Annotated in this window: 21 protein-coding genes; 3 read left to right on the top strand and 18 right to left on the bottom strand. The window is 42.2% G+C overall.

Features of this window, described 5'->3' with window-relative positions; translation table 11 throughout:
• Positions 1-6 precede the first annotated feature (6 nt).
• The 13 genes from FILTAD_RS07100 to FILTAD_RS07045 all read right to left on the bottom strand — a co-directional run bounded on the left by FILTAD_RS07100 (position 7) and on the right by FILTAD_RS07045 (position 12,973).
• Positions 7-753: an alpha/beta hydrolase gene (locus FILTAD_RS07100; protein ID WP_124069780.1), complete on the bottom strand. Its 747-nt coding sequence runs from the start codon at positions 751-753 to the stop codon at positions 7-9.
• A 71-nt stretch (positions 754-824) separates the two neighbouring features.
• Positions 825-1,052 carry a preprotein translocase subunit SecG gene (gene secG / locus FILTAD_RS07095; RefSeq protein WP_124069779.1) on the bottom strand — a complete coding sequence of 76 codons (228 nt, stop codon included), beginning with the start codon at positions 1,050-1,052 and terminating at the stop codon, positions 825-827.
• A 199-nt stretch (positions 1,053-1,251) separates the two neighbouring features.
• Positions 1,252-2,547 carry a phosphopyruvate hydratase gene (eno, locus tag FILTAD_RS07090; protein WP_124069778.1) on the bottom strand — a complete coding sequence of 432 codons (1,296 nt, stop codon included), beginning with the start codon at positions 2,545-2,547 and terminating at the stop codon, positions 1,252-1,254.
• Positions 2,548-2,563: 16 nt separating this feature from the next.
• Positions 2,564-4,084, bottom strand: a complete 1,521-nt coding sequence (gene gpmI / locus FILTAD_RS07085; RefSeq protein WP_124069777.1) for a 2,3-bisphosphoglycerate-independent phosphoglycerate mutase — start codon at positions 4,082-4,084, stop codon at positions 2,564-2,566.
• Positions 4,077-4,838: a triose-phosphate isomerase gene (gene tpiA / locus FILTAD_RS07080; RefSeq protein ID WP_124069776.1), complete on the bottom strand. Its 762-nt coding sequence runs from the start codon at positions 4,836-4,838 to the stop codon at positions 4,077-4,079. Before tpiA ends, gpmI begins: the two co-directional genes overlap by 8 nt.
• Before the next feature lie 15 nt (positions 4,839-4,853).
• A complete protein-coding gene (locus FILTAD_RS07075) occupies positions 4,854-6,038 on the bottom strand; it encodes a phosphoglycerate kinase (RefSeq protein ID WP_124069775.1) in 1,185 nt (394 codons plus the stop codon).
• A 564-nt stretch (positions 6,039-6,602) separates the two neighbouring features.
• On the bottom strand, positions 6,603-7,610 hold the full coding sequence (gap, locus tag FILTAD_RS07070; RefSeq protein WP_124069774.1) for a type I glyceraldehyde-3-phosphate dehydrogenase: 1,008 nt from the start codon (positions 7,608-7,610) through the stop codon (positions 6,603-6,605).
• Positions 7,611-7,708: 98 nt separating this feature from the next.
• Positions 7,709-8,740 carry a sugar-binding transcriptional regulator gene (locus tag FILTAD_RS07065; protein WP_124069773.1) on the bottom strand — a complete coding sequence of 344 codons (1,032 nt, stop codon included), beginning with the start codon at positions 8,738-8,740 and terminating at the stop codon, positions 7,709-7,711.
• 113 nt (positions 8,741-8,853) lie between these two features.
• Positions 8,854-9,102: a glutaredoxin family protein gene (locus FILTAD_RS07060; RefSeq protein ID WP_124069772.1), complete on the bottom strand. Its 249-nt coding sequence runs from the start codon at positions 9,100-9,102 to the stop codon at positions 8,854-8,856.
• 104 nt (positions 9,103-9,206) lie between these two features.
• A complete protein-coding gene (locus FILTAD_RS07055; protein WP_124069771.1) occupies positions 9,207-10,013 on the bottom strand; it encodes a TPM domain-containing protein in 807 nt (268 codons plus the stop codon).
• A complete protein-coding gene (locus FILTAD_RS07050; protein WP_124069770.1) occupies positions 10,010-10,588 on the bottom strand; it encodes a LemA family protein in 579 nt (192 codons plus the stop codon). Before FILTAD_RS07050 ends, FILTAD_RS07055 begins: the two co-directional genes overlap by 4 nt.
• Before the next feature lie 189 nt (positions 10,589-10,777).
• Complete coding sequence (locus tag FILTAD_RS15960) at positions 10,778-10,936, bottom strand: hypothetical protein (RefSeq protein WP_203229671.1); 159 nt, start codon at positions 10,934-10,936, stop codon at positions 10,778-10,780.
• Positions 10,937-11,017: 81 nt separating this feature from the next.
• On the bottom strand, positions 11,018-12,973 hold the full coding sequence (locus tag FILTAD_RS07045) for an aconitate hydratase (protein ID WP_124069769.1): 1,956 nt from the start codon (positions 12,971-12,973) through the stop codon (positions 11,018-11,020).
• A 231-nt stretch (positions 12,974-13,204) separates the two neighbouring features.
• Between FILTAD_RS07045 and cypC the strand changes: the two genes are divergently transcribed.
• The 3 genes from cypC (at position 13,205) to FILTAD_RS07030 (ending at position 15,512) form a co-directional block, all read left to right on the top strand.
• A complete protein-coding gene (gene cypC / locus FILTAD_RS07040; protein ID WP_124069768.1) occupies positions 13,205-14,461 on the top strand; it encodes a CYP152 family fatty-acid peroxygenase CypC in 1,257 nt (418 codons plus the stop codon).
• Between the two features lie 230 nt (positions 14,462-14,691).
• The gene (locus tag FILTAD_RS07035) at positions 14,692-14,916 is read left to right on the top strand and encodes a hypothetical protein (protein ID WP_124069767.1); all 225 of its coding nucleotides are present in this window, start codon (positions 14,692-14,694) and stop codon (positions 14,914-14,916) included.
• A 92-nt stretch (positions 14,917-15,008) separates the two neighbouring features.
• Positions 15,009-15,512: a YndM family protein gene (locus FILTAD_RS07030; protein WP_124069766.1), complete on the top strand. Its 504-nt coding sequence runs from the start codon at positions 15,009-15,011 to the stop codon at positions 15,510-15,512.
• A gap of 73 nt (positions 15,513-15,585) precedes the next feature.
• On the opposite strand, the gene FILTAD_RS07025 is transcribed toward FILTAD_RS07030, so the two are convergent.
• The 5 genes from FILTAD_RS07025 to FILTAD_RS07005 form a co-directional block, all read right to left on the bottom strand.
• Positions 15,586-17,238 carry a sensor domain-containing protein gene (locus FILTAD_RS07025; RefSeq protein WP_124069765.1) on the bottom strand — a complete coding sequence of 551 codons (1,653 nt, stop codon included), beginning with the start codon at positions 17,236-17,238 and terminating at the stop codon, positions 15,586-15,588.
• Positions 17,239-17,488: 250 nt separating this feature from the next.
• Positions 17,489-19,066 carry an FAD-dependent oxidoreductase gene (locus FILTAD_RS07020; protein ID WP_124069764.1) on the bottom strand — a complete coding sequence of 526 codons (1,578 nt, stop codon included), beginning with the start codon at positions 19,064-19,066 and terminating at the stop codon, positions 17,489-17,491.
• A 142-nt stretch (positions 19,067-19,208) separates the two neighbouring features.
• Positions 19,209-20,297 (bottom strand): hypothetical protein, encoded by a 1,089-nt coding sequence (locus FILTAD_RS07015; RefSeq protein ID WP_124069763.1) that lies wholly within the window; start codon positions 20,295-20,297, stop codon positions 19,209-19,211.
• A 388-nt stretch (positions 20,298-20,685) separates the two neighbouring features.
• Complete coding sequence (locus FILTAD_RS07010) at positions 20,686-21,438, bottom strand: hypothetical protein (RefSeq protein WP_124069762.1); 753 nt, start codon at positions 21,436-21,438, stop codon at positions 20,686-20,688.
• A 24-nt stretch (positions 21,439-21,462) separates the two neighbouring features.
• The gene (locus FILTAD_RS07005) at positions 21,463-25,314 is read right to left on the bottom strand and encodes an AAA domain-containing protein (protein ID WP_160117580.1); all 3,852 of its coding nucleotides are present in this window, start codon (positions 25,312-25,314) and stop codon (positions 21,463-21,465) included.
• Positions 25,315-25,615: the final 301 nt, after the last annotated feature.

Genomic DNA, 25,615 nt, shown 5'->3' with positions numbered 1-25,615 from the left:
TGTTTTTCACACATTCCAGTCGAGTGATTCAAGAAATTCATAAATATCTTCATGAAGTTTTTGTTTTTCAGGTCCAAGCGTGATCACATGTCCCGATTCCTCGTACCATTCCATTTGTTTCACGACTGATTCAGTCGTGTTGTAAATGACGTTTGCCGAATCGGGATCAATGATTTCATCCAATGATCCTTGTACAACAAACAACGGGGCATATAATTGATCGATTTCTTCACGGACCGTATAGACCAATGTGCGTAGATCTTCTAGGGAAGGCATTTGTTGCTTCTGAAGTGCTTCCATATCTGTTTCGATTTCTGCTGCACTTAATCCTGCATACTTCTTATATTCTTTAGCATATTTAAGTACGCCTTCATACATGATATCCGTTGTTTTCATCGACATAGGCGCACACATTGAAACAATACCCTTCACAGGCTTGTTATACCCTAATCTAAGTGAAAATACGCCTCCAAGTGACAATCCTGCAACTGCAATCTCTTCATATCCTGCCTCTTTTAAGTGATTGTATCCATCAAGTACATCTTCCCACCATTCATCAGGTCCTGTATGTATTAATTCCTCTGGCGGAACGCCGTGACCTTTATAATGCGGCGCAAGTGTTGTGTACCCTTTTTTTTCAAGGAAGCGACCAAGCATACGAACATCAGCTGAATTGCCTGTAAAGCCATGTAAAAGCAATACTGCTCGCTTTCCCGTTTCAAAAAAGAAAGGTTTTGGTTGAGTAATTCTCATATATCTCATCCTTTTTATAAAAAACGCCCGACCATACGGAAGGTCAGGCGCTAGATAGTTATGTTATTAAATTAAAATTTCATGATGGCAACTGCCAATATGAAAAACAAAACTGCTAATACAACTGTGACTCGTTGAAGTACGAGGTCAAGTCCACGCGCTTTTTGTTTCCCGAAAAGTTGTTCTGCTCCACCGGAGATGGCTCCTGATAGACCTGCACTTTTCCCGGATTGCAATAAAACGACTACGATTAATGATAGTGCTACGATTACGAGCAGTGTCATCAGCAAAGCGTGCATTTTGTTCCACCTCCTGATTCGAACTTCACAACAAGTCCTATTTTACCAAAGGATGGCGGTTGTGACAACCTATTGTTCTAATTTTTAGATTGGATGGCAATTAATACACCCATTTCATTTCACTTCAATTACTTATCATGGCAACCTTATATCCTTGTTGAAAATAAACCAAAAACCCGTAAACACGGGTTTTCGTTCATTACTTTTTCAAATTATAAAACGTATCCATGCCATAGTATTCAGCTGTTTCATCAAGCTGATCTTCAATACGTAGTAACTGGTTATATTTCGCCACACGGTCCGTACGTGAAGGTGCACCTGTCTTGATTTGACCGGCATTTGTCGCAACTGCAATATCAGCGATTGTCGTATCTTCCGTTTCACCGGAACGATGGGAGATAACAGCTGTATACCCTGCACGTTTCGCCATTTCAATCGCATCGAATGTTTCTGTCAATGTACCAATTTGGTTAACTTTTACAAGAATCGAGTTGCCGACTCCTTCTTTAATTCCGCGTGCTAATTTCTCTGTATTCGTAACAAATAGATCGTCACCGACAAGTTGAACTTTTTCACCTATACGGTCAGTCAATAGTTTGTGACCTGCCCAATCGTTTTCGTCCAAGCCATCCTCAATTGAAATGATTGGGTATTTGTTGCAAAGCTCCTCGTACCAATCAACCATTTCTTCAGATGTTTTGACAATCCCTTCACCGGAAAGATGATACTTGCCATCCTCTTTATTGAAGATTTCAGAAGCGGCAACGTCCATTGCAAGAAGAATTTCTTCACCTGGCTTGTAACCCGCTTTTTCGATTGCTTCTATAATCGTAGACAACGCTTCTTCGTTTGAAGATAAGTTCGGAGCAAATCCGCCTTCGTCTCCAACCGCTGTATTCAAGCCTTTCTCTTTAAGGACTGCTTTTAAGCTATGGAAGATTTCAGCCCCCATACGTAGGCCGTGACGGAAAGATTCCGCACCGACCGGCATCACCATAAATTCTTGGATATCCACATTATTGTCTGCGTGTTCACCACCGTTGAGGATATTCATCATCGGTACAGGCAATTGCTTCGCATTTATGCCGCCAAGGTATTGATAGAGTGGGATATCTAGATAATCTGCTGCAGCATGTGCAACAGCCATCGACACGCCAAGGATTGCATTTGCTCCGAGGTTCGCTTTGTTCGATGTTCCGTCAAGCTCGAGTAACGCTTTGTCGATTGTCACTTGGTCGAGAACTGAATACGCTTCTTCTAATTCTTCAGAAATGACTTCATTGACATGATCGACTGCTTTTAGAACGCCTTTACCTAAATAACGACTTGAATCCCCATCACGTAATTCCACTGCTTCGTACTCACCTGTTGAAGCACCAGATGGAACAATAGCGCGACCGAATGCGCCGCTTTCTGTGAATACTTCCACCTCAACTGTTGGATTCCCACGTGAATCAAGTACTTCTCTCGCCTGAATTAGTGTAATGATCGGCATACTTATCTCCCCTTTTTTAAAATAATGGTGTGCCGGTCATTTCTACCGGTTGTTCGATGTCAAGTAATTTTAACATTGTTGGTGCCAAGTCTGCGAGTTTACCGCCTTCGTGCAGAACAATTCCTGATCTTGTTACGATAACTGGCACTGGATTTGTCGTATGTGCCGTCATAGGAGCCCCGTCCAAAGTGGTTACTTCATCCGCGTTTCCGTGGTCAGCTGTCACAATTGCTGAACCGCCTTTCGCATGAAGTGCATCGATAATTTTCCCAAGGCAGAAATCCACTGTTTCAATCGCTTTGATGGTCGGCTCAATCATTCCACTATGACCAACCATATCCGGATTGGCAAAATTGAGGATGACAGCATCATAACGGTCCGCTTCGATTCCTTCTACAAGTGCGGATGTTACTTCAAACGCACTCATCTCCGGTTTCAAATCATAAGTCGCGACTTTTGGTGAAGCGATTAGAATCCGTTCTTCGCCCGGAAACTTATCTTCCCTTCCTCCACTCATGAAGAACGTAACATGAGGATACTTTTCAGTTTCCGCAATTCGAAGTTGCCGCAGACCGTTTTTTGAAAGAACTTCTCCAAGTGTGTTTTCCAGGTTCTGACCGGCGTATACAATATCCGCTACAACTTCGTCACTATAATGAGTGAACGTTACAAATTTCAAGTCTTTGAACGTTTCCGTTTCAAAACTGTCGAATCCATAATCCGTGAATGCACGTGAAAGCTGAGTGGACCGATCCGGACGGAAATTGAAGAACACAACCGCGTCTCCATCTTCAATTGTCGCAACCGGTTTCCCGAGTTCTTCGATAACAAACGGTACGACGAACTCATCATGTTCTCCCCGCTTATATGATGCAAGAACGCCTGCTGTCGGTGTTGCAGCAGTATGTGCTGTTCCATCCACGATTGCCCGGTAAGCTTTCTCTACGCGGTCCCAGCGCTTGTCACGGTCCATTGCATAATACCGTCCTGACACTGTAGCGAACTTACCTACACCAAGCTCTTTCATAACAGCTTCCGTCTCTTCAATGTAATGAAGGGCAGATTGCGGACCCACATCCCGTCCGTCAAGAAATGCATGTACATATACTTTCTCGATACCATTCAATTTGGCAAGTCTAAGAAGTGCAAACAGATGCTCGTAATGACTATGTACACCGCCATCGGATAATAACCCCATTACATGTAGCGCGGAGTTATTTTCCTTTGCATGTTCCACTGCACGAAGAAGGGCTTCATTGTTAAAAAAGTCACCGTCTTTAATCGACTTATTAATGCGCGTTAGACTTTGATAGACGATGCGGCCAGCCCCAATATTCAAGTGTCCCACTTCAGAGTTACCCATCTGTCCTTCTGGAAGTCCAACTGCTTCACCGCATGCCGTCAGCGTGGAATGCGGAAAGTTGTTCCACAAAATATCAAAATTCGGTTTGTTTGCATGCGCGACTGCATTTCCTAGTTGTTCGTCCCGTAGACCAAAACCGTCGAGAATAATGAGCGCTACCGGACCTTTAGGCATGTGAACCAGCCTCGATCAATTTCAAAAATGAAGCCGCTTCTAGACTTGCACCACCAACGAGTGCGCCATCAATATGTTCCATTGATAGAAGCTCATCGATATTAGCAGGTTTAACACTTCCGCCGTATTGGATACGAAGCGCGTCAGCTACGTCTTTACCGTACAATTCACTAATTGTATTGCGGATTGCACCACACACTTCATTCGCATTTTCTGCGGTAGCCGTTTTCCCTGTCCCAATCGCCCATATCGGTTCATATGCGATAACAGCAGTCGGAGCTAAAGAATCCGCAATTCCTTCAAATGCTTTTTTCACCTGTGTCGCAACGATGTCGACCGTTTTTCCAGCTTCACGTTCTTCTAACGTTTCGCCCACGCAGACAATCGGCGTCAGACCATATTCGAAAGCGGCGTGTACTTTACGATTGACAGCTTCATCGGTTTCGTTAAAATATTGGCGGCGTTCGGAGTGGCCGAGAATAACGTACCCTACACCTATATCCGTTAACATTTTCGGGCTGATTTCGCCCGTGAATGCGCCTTCTTTTGCTTCATGCATCGTTTGTGCGCCAATACCTACAGTGGAAGATTTCGTCATTTCCGCAAGTTCATAAAGGTAAAGTGAAGGTGGACAAATGACTGTTTCCACGTTTTCAGATGCTGGTACAGTGTCCACTAACTCCTTCATGAAGCTTCTTGCTTCCTCTGCCTTTTTATACATTTTCCAATTCCCTGCAATAATACGTTTACGCATTCCAACTCACTCCAATCAGTTATCATTTAGCGCCGTAACGCCAGGGAGGTCCTTCCCTTCCATGAATTCAAGAGAAGCTCCGCCGCCCGTTGAAATATGATCCATCTTGTCGCCTACATTGAATTTTTCAACTGCTGCAGCTGAATCTCCACCACCGATAACGGTGTATGCTTTCGTCTCCGCCATTGCGTTTGCTACTTGCTTTGTCCCGTTTTCAAACGGTTCCATTTCAAAGACACCCATCGGTCCGTTCCAAATGATTAATTTGGAATTCGTAATGACGTCTGCATATAACTCAGCCGTTTCCGGACCTATATCCAACCCCATCCAACCTTCAGGAATGGCATCGATTTTCACTACCTTTGTTTCGGCTTCTTTTGAGAATTCATCCGCTATGACCACATCAATCGGCAAATGGAGATGAACCCCTTTTTCCTTCGCTTTTTTGATGAAGGATTTTGCTAGCTCAATTTTATCTTCCTCAACAAGTGAATTTCCGATTGAATAGCCTTGTGCTTTTGAAAATGTGTAAGATAAACCGCCTCCGATGAGTAGGTTATCCACTTTATCCAGTAAATGATCAATAACGCCGATTTTATCTTTCACTTTCGCGCCGCCGATGATGGCAGTAAACGGACGATCCGGTTCCGATAACGCTTTACCTAGTACTTCCAATTCTTTTTCAAGCAAGAGTCCTGAAACAGCAGGAATATAATTGGCAATTCCGGCAGTGGATGCATGCGCTCGGTGTGCAGCACCGAATGCATCATTGACGAAGACGTCTGCTAGATTTGCAAATGCTTGTGCAAGTTCTGCATCATTTTTTTCTTCTCCCGGATGGAACCTAACGTTTTCAAGTAAGATGATACTTCCATCTTCCATCGCGGAAATGGCTTGTTCCACTTCTTGACCAATAGAAGAATCCAGTTTTGTTACTGTTTTCCCAATCAGTTCTGCAAGTTTTTCTCCTGCGGCAGTGAGACCCATGTCTTCGTTCACTTCACCTTTTGGACGTCCAAGATGGCTTGCAAGGATTACTTTTGCACCGTGTTCTGTCAAATAGTCGATTGTTGGGATTGCCGCCCGGATTCTTGTATCGTCCGTGACTTTCCCGTTTTCCATCGGTACATTGAAATCTACACGGCAGAAAACCCGTTTCCCTTCAAGTTGTATATCTTTCATTGTTTTTTTCGACCCCATGAAAAATGGCCACCTCCACATTAATATCAATCTCGCCTCGGCGTGATTGCGTCCAGATTTTGAATTGAGCTTGCTCAATTGATTCCTTTCAAAATCTGTGACATCCGCCGGAGGCTTCAATTTGATTCAGCAGGGGGTTGACCCCCTGCTAAATCAAATTAAAAATGAGGAACGGGGTATCCCCGCTCCTCTTACCCATCTACATTATAAGCGGTGTTATGATGAATGGCTATATTTAACTATGAGTGTTGTAATGAAGAATTCCATTGAAGACCGCTTTGGCGATTGGGGATGCCTCCCGCAATAAGCCAGGGCGCTGGAAACAACCAAATATTTCCATATACCGTTGATTTCCGTTCCGAGCGGACGCTTTCCGCGGGCACGGCTTCAGCCTCCTCGTCACTGCGTTCCTGCGGGGTCTTCAGCTCGCGCTGTTCCCGCTGGAGTCGCCGCTCTCCACTACAATCAACTAGTTCTCACAACATACCCGGTGCCGGTTTCTGACACCATTTGCGATCTTCAAATTGTGGCAGAAACTGGCATCCGGATTCAAAACCCTTATAATCACATTCCTTTGTTGAACATATAAAGTGCAAGGTCGATACAGCGGGCAGAGTATGCGGATTCATTGTCATACCATGAAATTACTTTCACCATGTTTCTTTCAAGGACCATTGTCGATAGGCCGTCTACAGTTGAAGAGGATGTGTTGCCGTTATAGTCTTTCGACACAAGTGGGAGTTCTGTGTAGACTAGCACGCCTTCCAATTCATTTTGTGAGGCTTCTTTGAACGCATTGTTTACTTCTTCCACTGTTACATCTTTGTCAAGTTCCGCTACAAAGTCGACAAGTGAAACGTTTGGTGTTGGCACACGTACCGCCATACCATCCAATTTGCCTTTTAAAGCAGGGATTACTTTCGTCACTGCAGAAGCAGCGCCTGTTGTTGTCGGGATCATGGATTCAGCTGCCGCTCGAGCACGTCTATAATCTTCATGCGGTAAATCCAATATACGTTGGTCATTTGTATAGGAATGGATGGTCGTCATAAGTCCTCGTTTAACGCCAAATTGATCATTCAAAACTTTTACGACTGGTGCAAGACAATTTGTCGTACAAGACGCGTTGGAAACAATATCGTCTTTGTTAGGGTCATATAACTCATGGTTTACACCCATAACAAGTGTCGTTAACTCGCCCTTTGCAGGTGCAGACAAGATTACTTTTTTAGCACCGGCTTCAAGGTGCTTGCTTAACTTCTCCTTGTCGCGGAAAATACCTGTGGATTCAACCACAACATCTATTTCAAGTTCTCCCCACGGTAATGCAACAGGATCTTTCTCAGCATACACTTTTACTTTTTTACCGTTAACAATCAGATATCCTTCTTCTGAACTGACTTCTGCATCTAAAACGCCATGTACCGAATCATACTTCAAGAGATGTGCAAGCATTGCCGCATCCGTCAAATCGTTTACCGCTACGACTTCGATGTCTTGTTGCTTCATAGCCTCGCGGAATACTACGCGTCCAATCCGTCCAAATCCGTTAATCGCCATTTTTAAAGTCATTAAAAATCCCTCCAAGTTGTATGTTGTTTTTTCGCTTCTCTTCATTTCGGAATACTAACCGCTCTATCATTTAAAGGTGTCTACCGTTTTCAATCGTTTCATTTCTTTTGCAAGTTAAGCATTTCATTTGCAGCGCCTTCGTCAGTTACTAACATCGTCTGCTTCGGCGCGCTTGCCATATAAGACAAAATTGCTTCTGCCTTACTCTGTCCACCAGCCACTGAAATGATGAGTGGGATTCTTTGTAAATGTTCCATTTTAATCCCGACTGTACGTAAACGATGTACTACTTTACCAGCCCGGTTGAAATAGTAACCGAAAGCTTCCCCTTTGGCTCCTTCACCTTGAAGTACCTTTTGTTCGTTATCCGACGCATTTCGCATAGCTGCCATTCTTTGTGCGTTGCCGATGCCATGTAAAACACAGTCCGTCGTTTCATATAGTTGAAGCATTTCCAAGACAGTCGGTTCTTTACGAAACGCTTCGTGCGCTTCTTCACTCAACGTATCAGGGTAATAAAATGTACTGTATTTCCCTTCACATTTTTCTGCGAACGAAGCGGCGATGACATTTGCTTGCGAACCGATTTCTTTTCCGACTCCGCCTCTTGCGGCGATAAACAACACGTCTTTTGTATCGTTGCTTTTTTCAATAAAGGGAGGAATTGAAGCAATCGTGCTTCCTCCGGTGACCGCTACTACTTTCCCATTGCCTATTTCGGAAGCGAATTGGTTCGCTGCTTCCATGCCCAATGAATTTTTCGTAGTCTGATCAGTATCCGAATTTCCCGACACCACTTTGACAGATTTTATCCCCAACAGTTCCGTAAGTTTCTTCTCGATGGACTTACGGCCTGCCCAATCATCCATCATTGGTTCGAGTGCATGTAAAACCGTAATTCCATCACTTGTGATTGAAGCACCTTCTTTTGCAACATGGATAAGACCCTGCATTTTCAAGCTATCCATCATTGTTCGCGTCTCCCGCTCAGTCAAACTTGCCATTTCGCCAAGTGGGCGCCTTCCAACGGGTCCAGCCATCTTCACGTACTTCAGCATGCGGTATCTTCGTTGCATAATTTCCATCATTTCCGGCACAAGTTTTCGTTGTGCATCCAGCATTTCGTTCATAGGCGACCCCCTCCCAACAAGGTGGACAATTACTGACCCGCTTGTTTTCAAAATGTCCCACGTAGTGCAAAAAAATATCTCTATGGTTAGTATATGCCCTTTTCCGCAATCATTCAAACAATATTGTTTTCATCGTCAACTAAACGAATAATATCAGCATAGCCGATTGATCCGTACATAAGGACAATCCCGTCTTTTTCTATTACAGGAATCATCAGCATATACTTTTCGTGGCTGTCGTCATCCGTTTCGATATCGATGTCCGTCCATGTAAGCGGATAATCTTCTTGAACTAGTTTCATCATTAATTTTGCTTCCTCACAAAGATGACATCCTGGCCTTGTATAAAAGTTTACATGCATGCCTTGCCACTCCCAACGTATTCCGTACTATCTATAGTTTAAATTAAAAAAGGATGGTATGCACAAGATTTCACTTATGCATACCACCCTCTTGAATGTGAATGTTACCAGCTTCGGCCTGCACCGCCTCCGCCGCCGGAACCACCACCTCCACTAAAACCGCCGCCCCCGCCGAATCCACCACCGGAACCGCCTCCAAAAGAGCCTGGGAAGAATAGAGGACCGCCACGTCGTGAACCACCAGAACCACCGCCACCTCCGCCTTTACTTCTTAAAACGCGAATGATGATGTAAACGATGACAATTGCGATGATTGGAAAAGGAAAACCAGAGCCCGAGTCATCTTTTTGGCTCTCACTTATATTGACAGGGGCCACTGCTCCGTCCCAACCATATTCAGCTGCAATTTCATTGTAAAATGCTTTGTATGCTTCCATGATGGCTAAATCGGGTTGTTCATTTTTCAAATAAGGAATTGCCACGTCATCAATAATTCTGCCTACTTTACCATCTGGGAGAGCCCCTTCAAGGCCATAACCGACAGATAATTCAAAATGCCGATTCCCGTCTGAGTTTTCCTGTGTGGTGACGACCAGTAGTACCCCATTATCTTTATCCGCTTTTCCAAGCCCGTACTCCCGTAATGCTTCAACTGCAAACGTTTCTACAGGCTCATCACCTATAGACGGGAGTATCAAAACGGCAAGCTCGGCTGTCGTAGCGTTGTTCAACTGTTTCCCAAAATTATTTAGTTCATCTTTTTGCTCTTTAGACAAGACATTAGCGTGATCCTGAATATAAAAATCACTACTATTCCAAGGAGGAACGTCAGCTGCGAACGTCACTGCGCCCGGAATTGAAAAGGTGATCAAAAATGCCATCGCCAAGAAGCAGACAGCTTTACGGATCATTTCTTGTCATCTCCAAAATCGACATCCGGTGCCTTACTTGCGGCTGGGTCAGCTTTAAAGTATTCTTTTTCATCGAATCCGAAAATGGATGCAAGGAGTTTCCCCGGAAAACGTTTTACTTGCCGGTTGAATGACGCAACTTCGTCATTGTAATCTTTGCGCGCTACTCCGATCCTATTTTCCGTACCCGATAGTTCATCCATCAGCTGTGTGAAGTTTTCATTTGCTTTTAAATCGGGGTAATTTTCTACTACGACAAGTAGCCTACCTAGTGCTCCTGTCAATTCATCGTTTGCTGCTGCTTGTTCTTCAGGTCCTTTTGCGCCACCTAGTTTCGCACGTGCGTCCGCAATGTTACTGATTACTTCTTTCTCATGTTCCGCAAATCCTTTTACCGTGTTCACCAAGTTAGGAATTAGATCCATCCTTCTTTGCAATTGGTTTTCAATTTGTGCATATGCTTGGTCGACATTTTCTTCTTGCGTCACGAATTTGTTATAGTTGGATGTAAGCATTAAACCCAGTACGACAAGTATGACGACGATGATTACAATTGGTGCTAGAATTTTTTTCATTTCATCACTCCTCAAACATTGTGTGTTTCATTTACCCTTTTCTTCTGTTCGGTGAAACGTTTGAAAGCTGGCTATATTACTATATACTGTTTAGCACCTTGAAAAGATTCATCGTATATAGAATAATCGAGGTCTTATAACACAAAGAGGAAGGCTACACGCAATGTGTTTGCCTTCCTCTTTTCAAACTTAATCTAGCAATCGATTGTTCTCATCGACAGCCATCACTCTTACTTCTTGGAGATCATGTTCAGTATAAGATAGCATTACTGAATCACACAAAGTACAATGATATTTCCAACCCTCATCGTCGGAAAGCAGTCCTGTTCCATCGCATGCTTTACACATTTCTCTTCCACTCCTTTACCATCTCATCCTTAAAAAATAAGGTCTGTATAGGATGGGAGGCAGCCGAAGATTTATACATTTTTAAGACGTGGATTTCTGCTGGCTTTTCACCCAGTTAATCATGCCGCCTTTTAACATAATATCAACCTGGCGTTTTGTAAGTGTGTGCTTCACTTTAATAGTCTCATTCGTTCCTTCGATTTTGATGTCGAATTCATTGCCTGCTTGAATTTTACTTCTCAAATTTGAAAACGCTAATATATCGCCTTGTTTCAGTTTATTATAATCGGATTCATCCACAAAAGTGATGGGAAGAATTCCGAAGTTGACGAGGTTTTGCCAATGGATTCGTGCAAAGTCCTTCACAAGCGCAACACGAAGCCCCAAATATCTAGGGGCTAGCGCTGCGTGTTCACGACTGGATCCTTGACCGTAGTTAAAGCCGGCAACGATTGCATGTCCGCCATGGCTTACGCTTTTCTTCCCTCGCTCATAATAGGTACTATCTATCATTTCAAAAGCAAATTTACTTATTTCAGGAAGGTTACTGCGAAACGGTAGTACACGGGAGCCGCCTGCTAGTATCCCATCTGTGGAGATATTATCGCCCATTTTCAATAAAATCGGTACTTGTAGATTATCCGGCATTTCATCCATTTCTGGAATGGAAGCGATATTGGGACCTTTGTGGATAATCACTTTTCTTGCTTCTTCTACTGGCAATGGCATATCCAGTAAGTTCAAATCGAGAGATGGATTCTTGATGGCCTTCACTTTCGGTGCTTTGGGTCCTAAGGTTCTCGGGTCCGTTATTACTCCCGCTAACACGGAAGCTGCTGCTGTTTCGGGACCGCAAAGATAGACTCGGTCTTCGACTGTTCCCGAACGTCCCGGGAAGTTTCTTGGCGTCGTTCGCAAACTGTTGCGATCCGTTGCCGGTGCTTGCCCCATTCCTATGCAACCATTACATCCTGCTTGGTGCAACCGCCCGCCTGCTTGGATAAAGCTTGCGATATGACCTTCCTGTAGTAAATCAGTTAACATTTGCCGGGAAGTCGGGTTAATATCAAACGAAACGCCTTCTGCAATCTCTTTACCTTTCACAATCTCCGCCGCAACTGCAAAATCATTATATCCTGGATTCGCTGAAGACCCAATGTAAGATTGATAAATCGGCGTACCCTCAATTTCCGTAACAGGAACTACATTCCCCGGGCTGGATGGTTTTGCAACAAGCGGAACAACTTCGGACAAATTGATTTCTTCGTAAAGATCATATGTAGCCCCTTCATCCGCAACTAACTCCACCCAATCATCTTCCCTATCTTGACTTTTCAAAAATCTTTTAATTTCTTCATCCGATGGAAAGACTGTCCCTGTAGCACCTAGTTCTGCACCCATGTTCGCGATAACATGCCGGTCCATTGCACTTAGCGTAGCAATTCCTGGTCCGTAATATTCAATTACTCTTCCCACTCCACCTTTTACGTCATGTCTACGTAGAAGCTCTAAAATAACATCTTTCGCACTTACCCATTCTTGAAGTTCTCCTGTCAACTTGACTCCCCAAACTTTAGGCATCCGCAAATAGAACGGTTCACCGGCAATCGCGAGAGCAACATCAAGACCTCCCGCACCCATCGCAAGCATCCCCATACATCCATTGGCACAAGTATGACTGTCAGAACCGAGTAGTGTTTTCCCCGGTTTCGCTAACCGCTGCATATGAACGGGATGACTAACGCCATTGCCGGGCCGACTGAAATGGAGGCCAAATCGTTGGGCAGCACTTTGCAAAAATAGATGATCGTCCGCATTCTTACTGTCCGATTGGATCAAGTTATGGTCGACATATTGTGCAGATGCTTCCGTTTTGGCTATGTCCAAACCCATTGCTTCAAGTTCTAGCATAACCATAGTCCCTGTAGCATCTTGACTTAGCGTCTGGTCAATTTTCAATGAAATTTCTGTACCTGGAATCATGTCACCTGTTACGAGGTGACTCTTTATTAACTTTTGGGTGCAATTTAACGCCAACTAAATTCCTCCTGTAAAAGTATTGATGAAACCTTGGATAGCTAAATTTGATTGGTAGTTCCAGTCAATTTTAGTTAACATCTTCATCTTATTCATATTTCACACTGATTAGTCTTTATTCAGGAATTTAATAATACTCACTCGATGCATCATGTTAAGAATCCAAGAAAGAGGGAAAGATTGTAGGGACTTAACAGATTGACTTATAGCTAAAAAGGAGACGGTTCGAATATGAAAATGCCTGTCGATAAAGGAATAGATAGTACGCTTAACCTAATGACGGTAGGATATCCGTTCATACAAGAAAGATGCGAAGCGCTCCAGTCGGATGTATTTGAAACAAGGCTGATGGGAAAAAAGATGGTCTGTATGACTGGAAAAGATGCGGTCCACTTATTTTATGATACAGACCGTTTTCAGCGTGAAGGCGCAATTCCAAAAAGAATTCAAAAGACATTATTTGGGGAAAACGGCATTCAAACAATTGATGGTGAGAAGCACAAAATACGTAAACTCATGTTCATTTCACTCATGACGGAATCGGGGCTGAAAAGGCTCAGTGCGATAACGACGGAACAATGGCGATTAAAAGCAAAAAAATGGACAAACCAAGAAGAGGTCATTCTTTTTGATGAAGCGGAAGAAATTCTATGTAGAGTAGCATGCTTATGGGCGGGCGTTCCATTGAAAGAGTCGGAAGTGCGAAGCCGTGCATACGATTTGGGCGCACTGATTGATGCAATCGGAGGAGTAGGACCGCGCTATAAAGAAGGGAAAATGGCACGAGAACGCACTGAAAATTGGATTGGCTCGGTGATTGAAAGATACCGTGATGGAGCAATGGCCGAAACTGAAAATACTGCAATCCACACAATTGCTACACACCGCGACGAAGCAGGTCAGCAACTCAATACGCATATAGCTTCAGTTGAACTTATCAGTATACTTCGACCGATTGTCGCAGTTGCCAGGTTTATAACGTTCGGGGCACTTGCCCTGCATGATTACCCCCTTTACAAAGAGAAGCTTCAAAAAGGAGATCCCGAGTTCTTAGAACTGTTTACTCAAGAAGTCCGCCGCTATTACCCGTTTACTCCTTTTCTTGGCGCAATGGTCCGTCATGATTTTGAGTGGAAAGGGTTTCAATTCAAAAAAGGAACATCGGTCTTGATTGACATACACGGTGTGAATCATGACCCTAAACTGTGGGATAACCCACATGAATTCAAACCGGAGCGCTTCAAGGACAGGGAAAAGGATCTCTTCGACTTTGTACCGCAAGGCGGCGGAGATCCAAAAACAGGCCACCGATGTCCCGGTGAAGAAGCGACCGTAAGAATAATGAAAGCAAGTTTTCAATTTCTTGTGGATGAATTGAAGTATGACGTACCAAACACACAAGACCTGTCCATAAATCATGTGCGCATGCCAACCTTACCGAAAAGCAGATTCATCATGCGGAATATTTCTATTTTGGAAAAAGGCTAGTCTTATTTCAGAAACAGGCACCAGATATGTGTAACACACCAGCGAAGGCGCCTTCAGGAGTGGCCGAAGCGGTATTCAGTGGACTTTTCAAAACCGATGCCAGGAACCGGGAGTATGAAACATAAATTGGAAAATCAAACGCGGTTATATTCTCAAAAACGGGACATCATACATTTTGTAAGCGGGTCACAGCGACCCACTTAACAACAAAAAAGGAAGTGCTTACTTTCATGAGAGAAAACAACAACCAGAACCGTCAAAACGAACAAAACCGCAATAACCGCAATAATCAAAACGATCGGAACCAAAATCGTGAACTCGACAATCTTGAATTTGCAGACGACTTTTTCGAAAATATTCCGAATGACAATAATCAGGACCAAAACAACAATCGCAACAACCAAGAAAACAACTTCAACAATCGAAACAACAGAAACAACAACCGCAATAAATAATTGAAAAGACCTGTATCGCACAACTTTCATAGTTGCGATACAGGTCTTATTTCAAAAATAAAGCTCCTTGTCAGATTGGAGGTAAATTGCTGATGAAATATATTACAGCCCTAATCATAAAGTTTATAATGCTTACAGCTGTATTGTGGATTGTATTAGGTATTTTCGGCGTCTCGTTCGCTGATATCCTACTGACCAGTATTGTATTGACAGGTGTTTCATTTATCGGTGATGTGTTCATCTTACCAAGAGTCGGAAATATGGTTGCTACCCTTGCTGACTTTGGACTAGCATTCGTCATGATCTGGTTGATGGGTTCCGTCTTGTTTGAACAACCCGTTCGTTTGGGCATCGCATCATTAATTTCAGCAATGGTTATAGCAGCAGGCGAATTCGTATTCCATATGTATCTATTGAAACAGGTTGTGGGTAATGAACAAGCAGTTCCAGAAAACAGATACAGTATGCATCAACAAAATATCATGCAAACCGAATTTGGATCAGAACCTGATATCAAGCCACCGAAAAAAGATAAACTTAGTGGACAGAACCATAAACAAAGACCAAAGAAACGAAAAAAGAAAAATCCATATTAAGCCGTCCCGCTTATAGAAAACACCAGATCCTAATTGGATCTGGTGTTTTCGTCTTAAATTCCATTTCCTGCCCTTAGTTTTTCAAGTCACTTGAAACTTGCGAATACATCCTATAGGTATTCCGCCCGCTTTTTTTCGCCTCGTACATTGCCTTATCCGCATTCGTCAGTAACTTATCCGTATCCCCGCCATCCTTCGGGTAGATGGCAATTCCGATACTGGAAGTGGTGGTAAATGCATTTCCTTCAATTACCCACTCCTGTTGTAAGCTTTCCATAATTCGTGCTGCAATCAATCGAACACTTTCTTCATCCTCAATTTCAGGTAAAAGTATGAGGAATTCGTCGCCGCCTTGGCGTGAAAAAATGTCACTATCACGAAGAACAAGACTAATTCTTTCACTAAACTGCTTCAATAACTTGTCACCTGTGGAATGACCTAAATGATCGTTTACCCACTTAAATTTATCGATATCCAAATAAAGCAAGGCGCATTTCCGGCGGTGTCTTTTCGCTTCTTTTAGGGCTTGGTGCATTTTTTCCTGAAATAATCTACGGTTTGGTAATCCTGTCAACTCATCATGGAAGGCCATCGATTTCAGCTCTTCTCTCAATAGCCTTTTTTCTTCAATTACGCGTAAGACGACTAGTAGAAAAGGTTTGCCATGTTCTTCATCGATAAAATAGGACCCTTTTGCTTCAACCCATATCCAACCCATAGTATTATGCTTATACCTAAACTCCATATCACAGCCATCTTTTGTTCTAAACAAGTCATAAAACTTCCCGCGTACTTCATGTAATTCTTCAGGATGCACATTTCCAAATGCCTGTTTTCCCTCAAACTGTTCTGGCGGAAATCCTAAAACGGGGAGAAAAGAAGGAGATACATAGTTTACGATTCCATTTTCATTAATTACGGCAACCAAATCAGTCATATTGTCTGCTATTAATCGGTACTTTTCTTCGCTACGAATTAGCGCTTCTTCTATTGCCTTACTCTCCGAAATATCTCGAGATATTCCAGAATAAGCAATGACGTTGCCCTTTTCATCATGCAAGGGGGATATTGTTATACTAACTGTTATAGACGAACCGTCCTTTTTTAAACGTTCTACCTCCAAACCTTTGATATAGCTATCTGTCACTCTTTTGCGTTTTTCATTTACTTCTTTCATTCGCAGTTTGGGGATGGTCGGCATGGGTCTGCCTACAATTTCTTCTTCTTTCCATCCATACATTTCCTCGAATGCTGGGTTAACCGCTTTGACGTCGCCGTTCAAATCTATAATGTCTATAGCATCGGCGGATGACTCGAAAAGTGAACGTAGTCTTTCTGAAGTCTCTTGCAATGCTGTTCTTGTTCGAATGAGATCCGTCATATCTTTTATGACAATCATTATGCCAACGAGTTGTTGGTTATCCAACACAGGGAGATACTTCACTTGTAAATGAAGCAGCTGTCCATTCTTGTGATAAGCAGTTGCCCGATATGCACTGGATTCACCGCGTACTCTTTTATCAACATCGTAATCGGAATTTGGAATCAGTATACTTTTATAGCCCATTTCCAAAAAATCGTTTGAAGAATATCCGAATAACTTCGTGACAGCTAAGTTCGTTTCAAGTATATTTTCGTATTCATCCAAAACGAAAATAGGATCAGGATTATCGCCGATAAACGAACGATATAGATCAGCGGACAGATCTTTAAATAACCTTTCCATGCATGCTTTTCCCCTCTTTATATAGGATTAGGAATTTAATAAGTTTAATCCATACGGTTCATTTAACTAGAAACCAGTATTACTATCTTAAATATAACCTTAATTCAAGAGATTTCATCATCTTAAAGACCTATACTTTATATCCCCCTTTTTTCATAGTTCTAAACGTCTATTGATGTCGGTCTCAGTAACCGGTCTCCGGACGTGTAAAAACAGCAGTGAAAAATCACTGCTGCCGCTGATTCAATCGTCAATAACCGGAATCCTCCGATGTTAGGTTGTCGATCATTTTATAGTCATAACGTTGCAACGGTTTTTCCGCTGGGCCTTCAATAACTTCGCCGGTATATGAAAACCTTGAGCCGTGGCATGGGCAATCCCAGGTCCTTTCACCATTGTTCCACTCGACTTCGCAGCCAATGTGCGTACAAGTCGTATCTACAATATGCAATTCACCTTTGTCATCTTTATAAGCGCCTTTTCTATGTCCTTCTAAGGTAATAACAGCACCTTCCCCGTTCGATAAGTCTTCTGGATTTGTTTTTGGTGAATCTAGCTTGCCTTTTATTAATTGACCTACTACGTTAGCGTTCTGGGTCAAGAAGTTTTTCAAGCTCGGATGTGCGTAGAAACGGGATGGTGTATATAATTTTTGAAAGGTGTTTTCTTTACCTATAATCATATCCCGGAATAGCAATGCAGCTGCCGTTCCATTGGACATTCCCCATTTTCGGAAGCCCGTAGCTATCAAGACATTTGGCTGTCCAGCAGTCAATTCACCGATATATGGAAGTTTGTCTAGTGTGACCAGATCCTGGGCCGACCATCTATAGACTATATCCTCAAGCCCAAAAACTTCTTCACCGAAGGTCTCCAAAGCTTTATAATGTTCCATTGTTTCAATACCTTGACCGGTCTTATGACTTTCTCCAACAATAAGTACCCTTTCTTCGCCATTAATCGTTACTGAACGAAGAGAGCGATTTGGTTCATCAGCACTTATATAAATCCCCGGCGGAAATTTCTTTTTCGTTTTGACAGCAAGAGCGTACGAACGGTCTGCATACATTCTTGTGGAATAGAGTCCCGCCCCCTCATAGAAGGGAAAATGCGTACAAGCAAGCACAGTTTTAGCGGTGACGCGAGGTCCTTCGCGAGTCAGAACGGTTGGTTGCTCACCAGTTTCTATGTTCACAGCCGTCGTACCTTCGTAAATCTGCCCGCCTTTTTCCGTGAACAACTTGATAAGATGTACCAAATATTTAGTCGGATGAAACTGCGCTTGGTCTTTCATGACAAGTACATTTTGTGTCTCAATATCGAAGGGTATACCGTCAACCAGTCCGCCATCAATATGAAGTTCTTTATAGGCCTCTGCCTCTTTTTCAATCTTACGTGCGAACTTCTCGGTGGTGGCGTATATGTACGCATCTTGCGTGGTGAGATCACAATCTATTTTATGTTCGTCCACCGTTGCTTTGATAAATTGCAAAGCCTCCGTATTTGCCTCGTAATACAACCTTGCATTACTTTTCCCAATGTTTTTGATGAATTCATCGTATATTAAATCATGTTGGGCCGTAATTTTAGCTGTGGTGTGTCCAGTTGTCCCATTTAATACTTTCCCTGCTTCTATTACCGCGACCTTCAAACCCTCATTTGTCAACAGATAGGCAGATGTAATGCCTGTAATACCAGCCCCGACAATGACAACATCTACATCAATGTCTTCCTGTAAACTCGGAAACTCGGGAAAGTCAATATCCGCTCTCCAATATGATTCGGGATCCTGTGGTAACTTGCCATTTCCGTTATTCGTATGACTCATAATAATTCCTCCATCCAACACAGTAATATAAAGAGGATTCCCATTCAGCGATGGTCTAAACCTTGTGGAATTTATTATTACGCACAAAACGAATCAGCCCACTTTTTTAAGAGTGGGCTGATTCTTTCGGGTAATGCAGTCTTTATCCACTGTATGTCTTTCCATTAACCTTAACTTGTGAGGCACGGTAGGGGATATTTTCGACCGTCGTAAAATAAGGTTCTAAAATGGTATTGAATGATTCCCATAGACTAGCCTCTTGTTCATAATTAGCGTTTAGTTCCCCGTCGAGGATGGCTGTGTAAATTTCTTTTAAGTTTAAAAGATCCTCTTCGGATACCTCGAAATCGTAATAAGCCATTTGTTCCTCAAATGTTGGCATTGGGTATGCGGTCCGATAATAAGGACGCATCGCTAAATCGAAGTCATCCCACTTTTCCATTGCAAGTTGATGGTTTCCGTCTTTTGTAGCCTGAAGGGCATCCTGATATAACTGTTTGATAGTTGAATAATCCTCTTCAGAAATCGTTATTTCCAAGTCTTTAAGATACTCTTCAAATGTCGGCTCTACATAATAATTATTGACAATCTCGAAAAACTGATCCATTTTAACACCAGATTCTTCATCTAACCCCTTCTTTGAAAGTGCTATCCATTGGTTGTACAGACTCTCCAATTGCGCTAAGTCCTCATTTGTAAACATGTACTCAAACATGCTTATATACGCATCAAATGGTTCTGGTTCCCAATTAGCGAGATAATAGGGATTCGTTATTTCATTGATTTGCATCCAGACTTCTCCAGTCTCTTCCCATCGTTCATCCTTTTCCAAAGCCATTACCTGATTGTATAAGGTTTCCAGTACCTTAAGGTCATCTTCTGTCACGCCAGAAGGGAGACTTTTTGCGAAAAAGTTAAAGTCATAGAAATCTGAGAAACTTTCCAGCACTTCTCCTTCAATTTGAACCAAGGCGCCAACTGATAAATTCATCGCCTGGATTTGTTCCTCGGTAAATGTATGCAACCCAATATGGTAGCGTTCACCGTCATCCCCATTAATGATGATTTCACTGCCCCAATTTTCGAGAACTGTTCCTTTGATAGTCTGTGCAATTTGAGTACTTACTCCGGTTTGTTCTGCTGAGGCGGATATATAAGTTGGCACCCATACACTCATTCCAAGGACAACTGCAGCAGATACTAGTAACAGCCTCTTTTTTTCTCTCTTCATAACCAATCCTCTTTTCGGCAAAATGATAATGTACTTATTAGACAGTTTGTAAGCAGATTTAGTTTCAGAAAATTTAAGTTAAATTAAATATTTTATCGACTGTATATATATGTCGACGTAAAGATTCCTTCTAATACCGCTTGGCGCTTGGGGATGCCGTCGCTGGAGATTAGACAGAATCAATTGTTCAACTTTTATATGAATAGTAATTACTTATTAAAATCCTTTCATTTAACCACTCACTATATGCTCTGTCCGCGAAAATGATGCCAATCAAAAAAAGAAGGCAAAACTAGATTCGACTAGTTTTGCCTTCCTTTTTGATAGTACTGTTGAAAACTTACAAAAGTGGACATGGTTGATTTTCACACGAGTAAAGGAATCATTGTCATAGATACGTCTCTCGCCACTTTTTCCGTTCTTTTTCATTTAACTGCGCTTCCAGCGTTTCATCCCAGTGTTCCGTCAGCGTATTCCAGACACGTGCATACATGATATCCTCTGCCTTGTTATATAGATGAAACTCCAAGCAAGGTGCCCATTCGATTTCGTTGCTTGAAGCAGAGATAATTTCGGAAACGACAACTTGAACATTTCCTTCATTTGATTCAATTCCTATCGTCTTGAGCGCGTCCACTATGACACTATCTTCAAGTGACGCCGCGCCTTTATCATCGAACTCCACTTGATACCGATACATTTCCTGTTCTTTATGCGAACTATTTTTAATGTCCCCATTCAAAAATGCTTGATGGCTAGGACTATATAGAATTCGTGTTGAATCAATTTCCGGCTCGTGCTCAAAAACGCCTCTTTCCAGCTGCTCCACCCCAGTATCTGTAAGTGAGAAAAAACCTTCCTTTTTCTCGATTACACCGGTTCTCGACATTTTGTCAATCAAATCATTGATAAAAAGCTGTTCCACAAGAAGAATTTCACTCAGCTCTTGGGCAGTTTCAATTTCGACTTTCCTAAAAGTGATTAACATCATTTTCATAAGGATATCCATCGTGGTTCGCTTTGCCGTGTTAAATTCCACTTCGATTGAATGGATGGGTAAACTCCACGATAAGGAACCCATAATTTTCACGTTAAAATCCTGTTGAAGCTCTTTTGTTAACCGTGCTTTTAACTCATTCATTAACTGGGACCTCCAAACTCTTCATCATTTAACGTTTCCTATAGTATCCCTAAACCCCTTTTTCATTTTAATAGTATTCAACAGACGGCCGTACATCTCTTTGGTACTAGGATGTTTTGCCCGTACTGTGAACATATCCGAGCTTCCAACGATAATAAGCAATTCGCGTGCGCGGGATAAGGCGACATTTAAACGTCTATAGTCTCTCGCAAAACCGATGTCACCGCCCTTTTCCTGATGGTTCCGCACGAAGCTTACAATAATCACGTCCATTTCCATCCCCTGAAACTTATCGACTGACCCTGTTCGACAATTCAACTGTTGCGGCATCAGATCCTGCTGTATCATCCGATCAATTCTTTTTACCTGTTCCCCATAAAAACTAATGACGCCAACACTTTTTTTGTCTGTTTGTTTCATTGTCCCAGCAACTTTCGCTTTCTCGGTAGCCTCATCTAAATCCATTAGTATTTTACGTGTCATGTCTAATTCAGCTTGATTGAACCGACTGGTGCCGCCTTTGACCTTTTCCTCGAAATACTTCGGTTCATTCGGCATATCGAACCAGAGAAGATGATCACTTCTTTGCACGTATCGGGAATCTATCAGATGATCACGTGCAGAATCGGAATCCGTTAAACCACATTGAAGACTGTAATCCCCTTCTTCATAAAATGGCGAAATCGTTTTCATAATACTTTCATGCATGCGGTACTGGATGCCAAGCATTGTTTTATTTTGTTTCGGCAAAGTTCTAAATAGGCGCTCGAATAGCGACTCTTTCAATAACTTTTCCAGCTCTTTTTTCTCTTCGAAACTGTCACTTTCCTCAAGTAACTCTTCAAGAGTTGCCTGACCCATAAGCGGCGGTAATTGATGATGATCTCCGACTAGGATGATTTTCTTCCCTTTTAACATGGGAAGCAGCAGTTCAGGCGGTGTCGCTTTAGACACCTCATCGATGATGACTACGTCGAAAGTAGGGTATTCTTCAACGAAATCACGTCTTGCAGATGCAACGCAAGTTGTTCCGATTACATTTGCGTGCTTCACATACAGTTTCCGAATTTCATCGAGATCGTATTCATTCGCTTCTGTAAGATGGGAAAACCATTCCTTCTGAAGTTCATGTATACTAGGTAATCGTTTTTTGTCCACCTTAAGTTTTTCTACTTTACTTGATAAAACACGGATGGATGTCAACGTTTGTTTACGCATTTCTTCGGGATTTTTATCCAACAGTTCGACTAAGGATGCCAGCTGTTCTTTCTGTTCACTAATCTCTTTCTGCACTGAACTACTTTCCTGGTTCAGTGCTTGAAGGGATGCTGATGCCTTCTCTAATTGGTCTGCAATGTCTTGTACATCATTCTTTTTACTCGCCAATTCATGCTCATACTGCTCGAAAGTCGCCCTCTTTTTCTTGAAGTCTGCATAGACTTTCACTTTCTTTTCCAACTCTTCTTCCACCAAATGAACTGCTGCCGTTTCGTCGACTGCTTCTGGCATTTGCGGAATTTCTGCATTTTGATGCTTTAAGTTCTCAAGCACATTTTGCTCATCCTCAACTTTACGCTGTAAGACGCCGACTTCTTGTTCCACATCAACAATGGAAAGCTTAACCTGCTCGATGATTTCTGTTTTAATGACGGCAAACATTTTTTTCGAGTCTAACTTAATTTGGTTCTGCTTTTCAAAATTCGCAATTTGTTTCGTTGCATAGTTCTTTCTTTCGCGCACTATTTCTAAAGCATCGGCTATCTTTTCAAGATTGTCATACCTTTCAGCCGAATAGTTTCTTGTTTCAAGACTTCGTTTAGTCGATGGCTGAACCAGAAACCGTCCCACACGATCTATCAGTTCATGTATTTCTTTTATTGAATTGAACTTTTGATTTGCATTTCTTTTAACGGGCTTCATATGAACCCCGTTATCCTTCAACAAACGCTCTATCATGTCAATAGCTGTTAAAAGCCGGCTATTTAGTTCCTGCCATTCACTGTAATCATCACCGGAAGTGTCGGATTTAATCGTATCAATCAACTGATTTAATTCAGTCATTTTCCAATTCGTGGCGAAGGGAACGGTAACGCCAAAACTAGCCATGTGGTTTTTTACTGTTTCCAATTTTGTTAACGATTGAATGTCTTTTACAAACAGATGAAAAGTACTAATTTCATTGTTTTTCACTTCGATTTCTTTAAGAATAGTTGCGATTGTATTTCCCGTTGCGCCTATCCTTTGAACGGTTTGACGGTAACTTATGTAGTGACGAAGTTGTTTTACTTGCTCTTCAATACTTTCCATTTGACGGTCAATTTCAGGATTACTGGTTTCCAATTGCAGGAGATGCTCAATTCGTTTCATTTCTACAGCTAGATCATCGGCTGATTTCTGTACTGCAACCTGCTTTGCTAGCAATTCCCTCTGTTGACTATCTATATTTTTCATTTTTATATAAAGTTTCTTCAATTCTTCAGACCGTGTAAAGTGCTCCGCTTGAGCTGCTTCTTTCAATCTAATTTGTTCATCTACCAACACTAATTCATCTTGAAGGGTCTGTATTTGTTCTTCACAGCTTAACCACTCGGCTTGAAGTTCCGCTTCCCTAGTCGAATTTGACTGAAGTTGGCTATTAACAGACTCCAACGTTATATTTCTCCAATTAAGTGCAACGTTTTCTTCTATGAACTTTTTTCCTTCTTCTTCAATACTTTCAGTCCGCCCGTAACGTAAAATCCGAATGTCTTGATGAGTTAGCAACCTGCCAAGCGCATTATCCACGGCAAGATTTGCTTGAGAAGCGACAAGTGTACGCAGTCCCGCCTTCACATTTTGTTGACAGATTTCAGAGATGACTGTTGTTTTCCCAGTACCCGGAGGGCCTTGAATAACATACAAATCATTTGCTGTCATGGCTCCTGTCACTGCTTCTTTTTGGAACTTATTCAGCTCGTTATGAAAAACGAGTTCTTGCTGATTCTTAGAAATACGTACAACCGGCCGCTCTTCAAAAAGGACTTTTTCTAAGTTTGCATTGGCTGCAAGACCATCTTGAAGATTTTTAAATCCTTTCCTCAATCTTTTTACTTGGCTGAGTGCGGCAAAGTTACTGAAGGTGATTTCTTTATATGCTTTCGGTTTCCATTCATTACGTCTAGCCATTTCTTTATACTTTCGACTCAATTCAATTTCTACGATTCTCTTAGACCTATCCGTATTTACCACATTACCGATATCAGATTGCAGTCCAATCATTTTGGCACTAAAACCTTTAATCGTGTTCCAGTCTTTCCCCTTCAGGTCAGTGCAAACAATACTCAACTTACTAAAGTCTTCATTTAAACTGGCCTGTGAAAAAGATGCTGTCACATCAGCAACATCCGCATTCCTTTCTTCTACACGTAAATACCCTTCCCAGCTAGCAATTCTTTTCTTCACATATGCAGAACGTTCCTCTGCAATCGGTAATTCTCGGATGCTTGTATATAATTCAATTGGCATCGCAATGCCAGTGCTGCGTCCAACAAGAAATTTTAACCGTGCAGGTAGACGTCTATTTGTCTGAATGGGCTCTTTTCTGCCTCTCAGTTGAAAACCTGTTGCCAGAAAACCATCATTTTGATACACACATTCCATAACGGCAACTCGATTGTTTAAGCACTTCGCTAAGATTTCGTTCGTACCATTATCGAAGTAGAGAGAAAATGACATATTGCCTTGCCTATTGTTCGAACGTTTTTCTATATGTACATCAAAGGCTTCTTGCATCGAAAAAAAGGCGTGCTCATCCTTTGCAACTTTCGTAATCCCTTTTCGGGCATTATCCGTTATTCCGAGTCCACACCGCATCGCTTTCATTTTGGATTGTTTCATTAGCATGCCTTCTTTCACAATTCTACGAACGAACAAACAGGTAAAAGTCAGTATCCTTGTTCAGATTACTGACTTTTGGTAGTTGCTTATACGGCTAGCGTGTACTTTTTGAATTAAAGATTCCATTCAAAACCGTTGACATAAAGATTCCTTTCAACAACGCTTGGCGCTTGGGGATGCCTCCCGCAATAAGCCGGACAGAAGACCACTGTCAGTCTTATTGCCTCGGCTACCCCAGTTAGGCGCCTTCGCTGGAGATTATTTAGAAACATGAGTTTAACATATATCATGACTTTATTTT

It is taken from the genome of Filibacter tadaridae, from assembly GCF_900609045.1.
GTDB lineage: Bacteria > Bacillota > Bacilli > Bacillales_A > Planococcaceae > Sporosarcina > Sporosarcina tadaridae.
The sequence above is the reverse complement of the archived record's forward strand: the minus strand, read 5'-3'. Positions and strand labels throughout refer to the sequence as shown.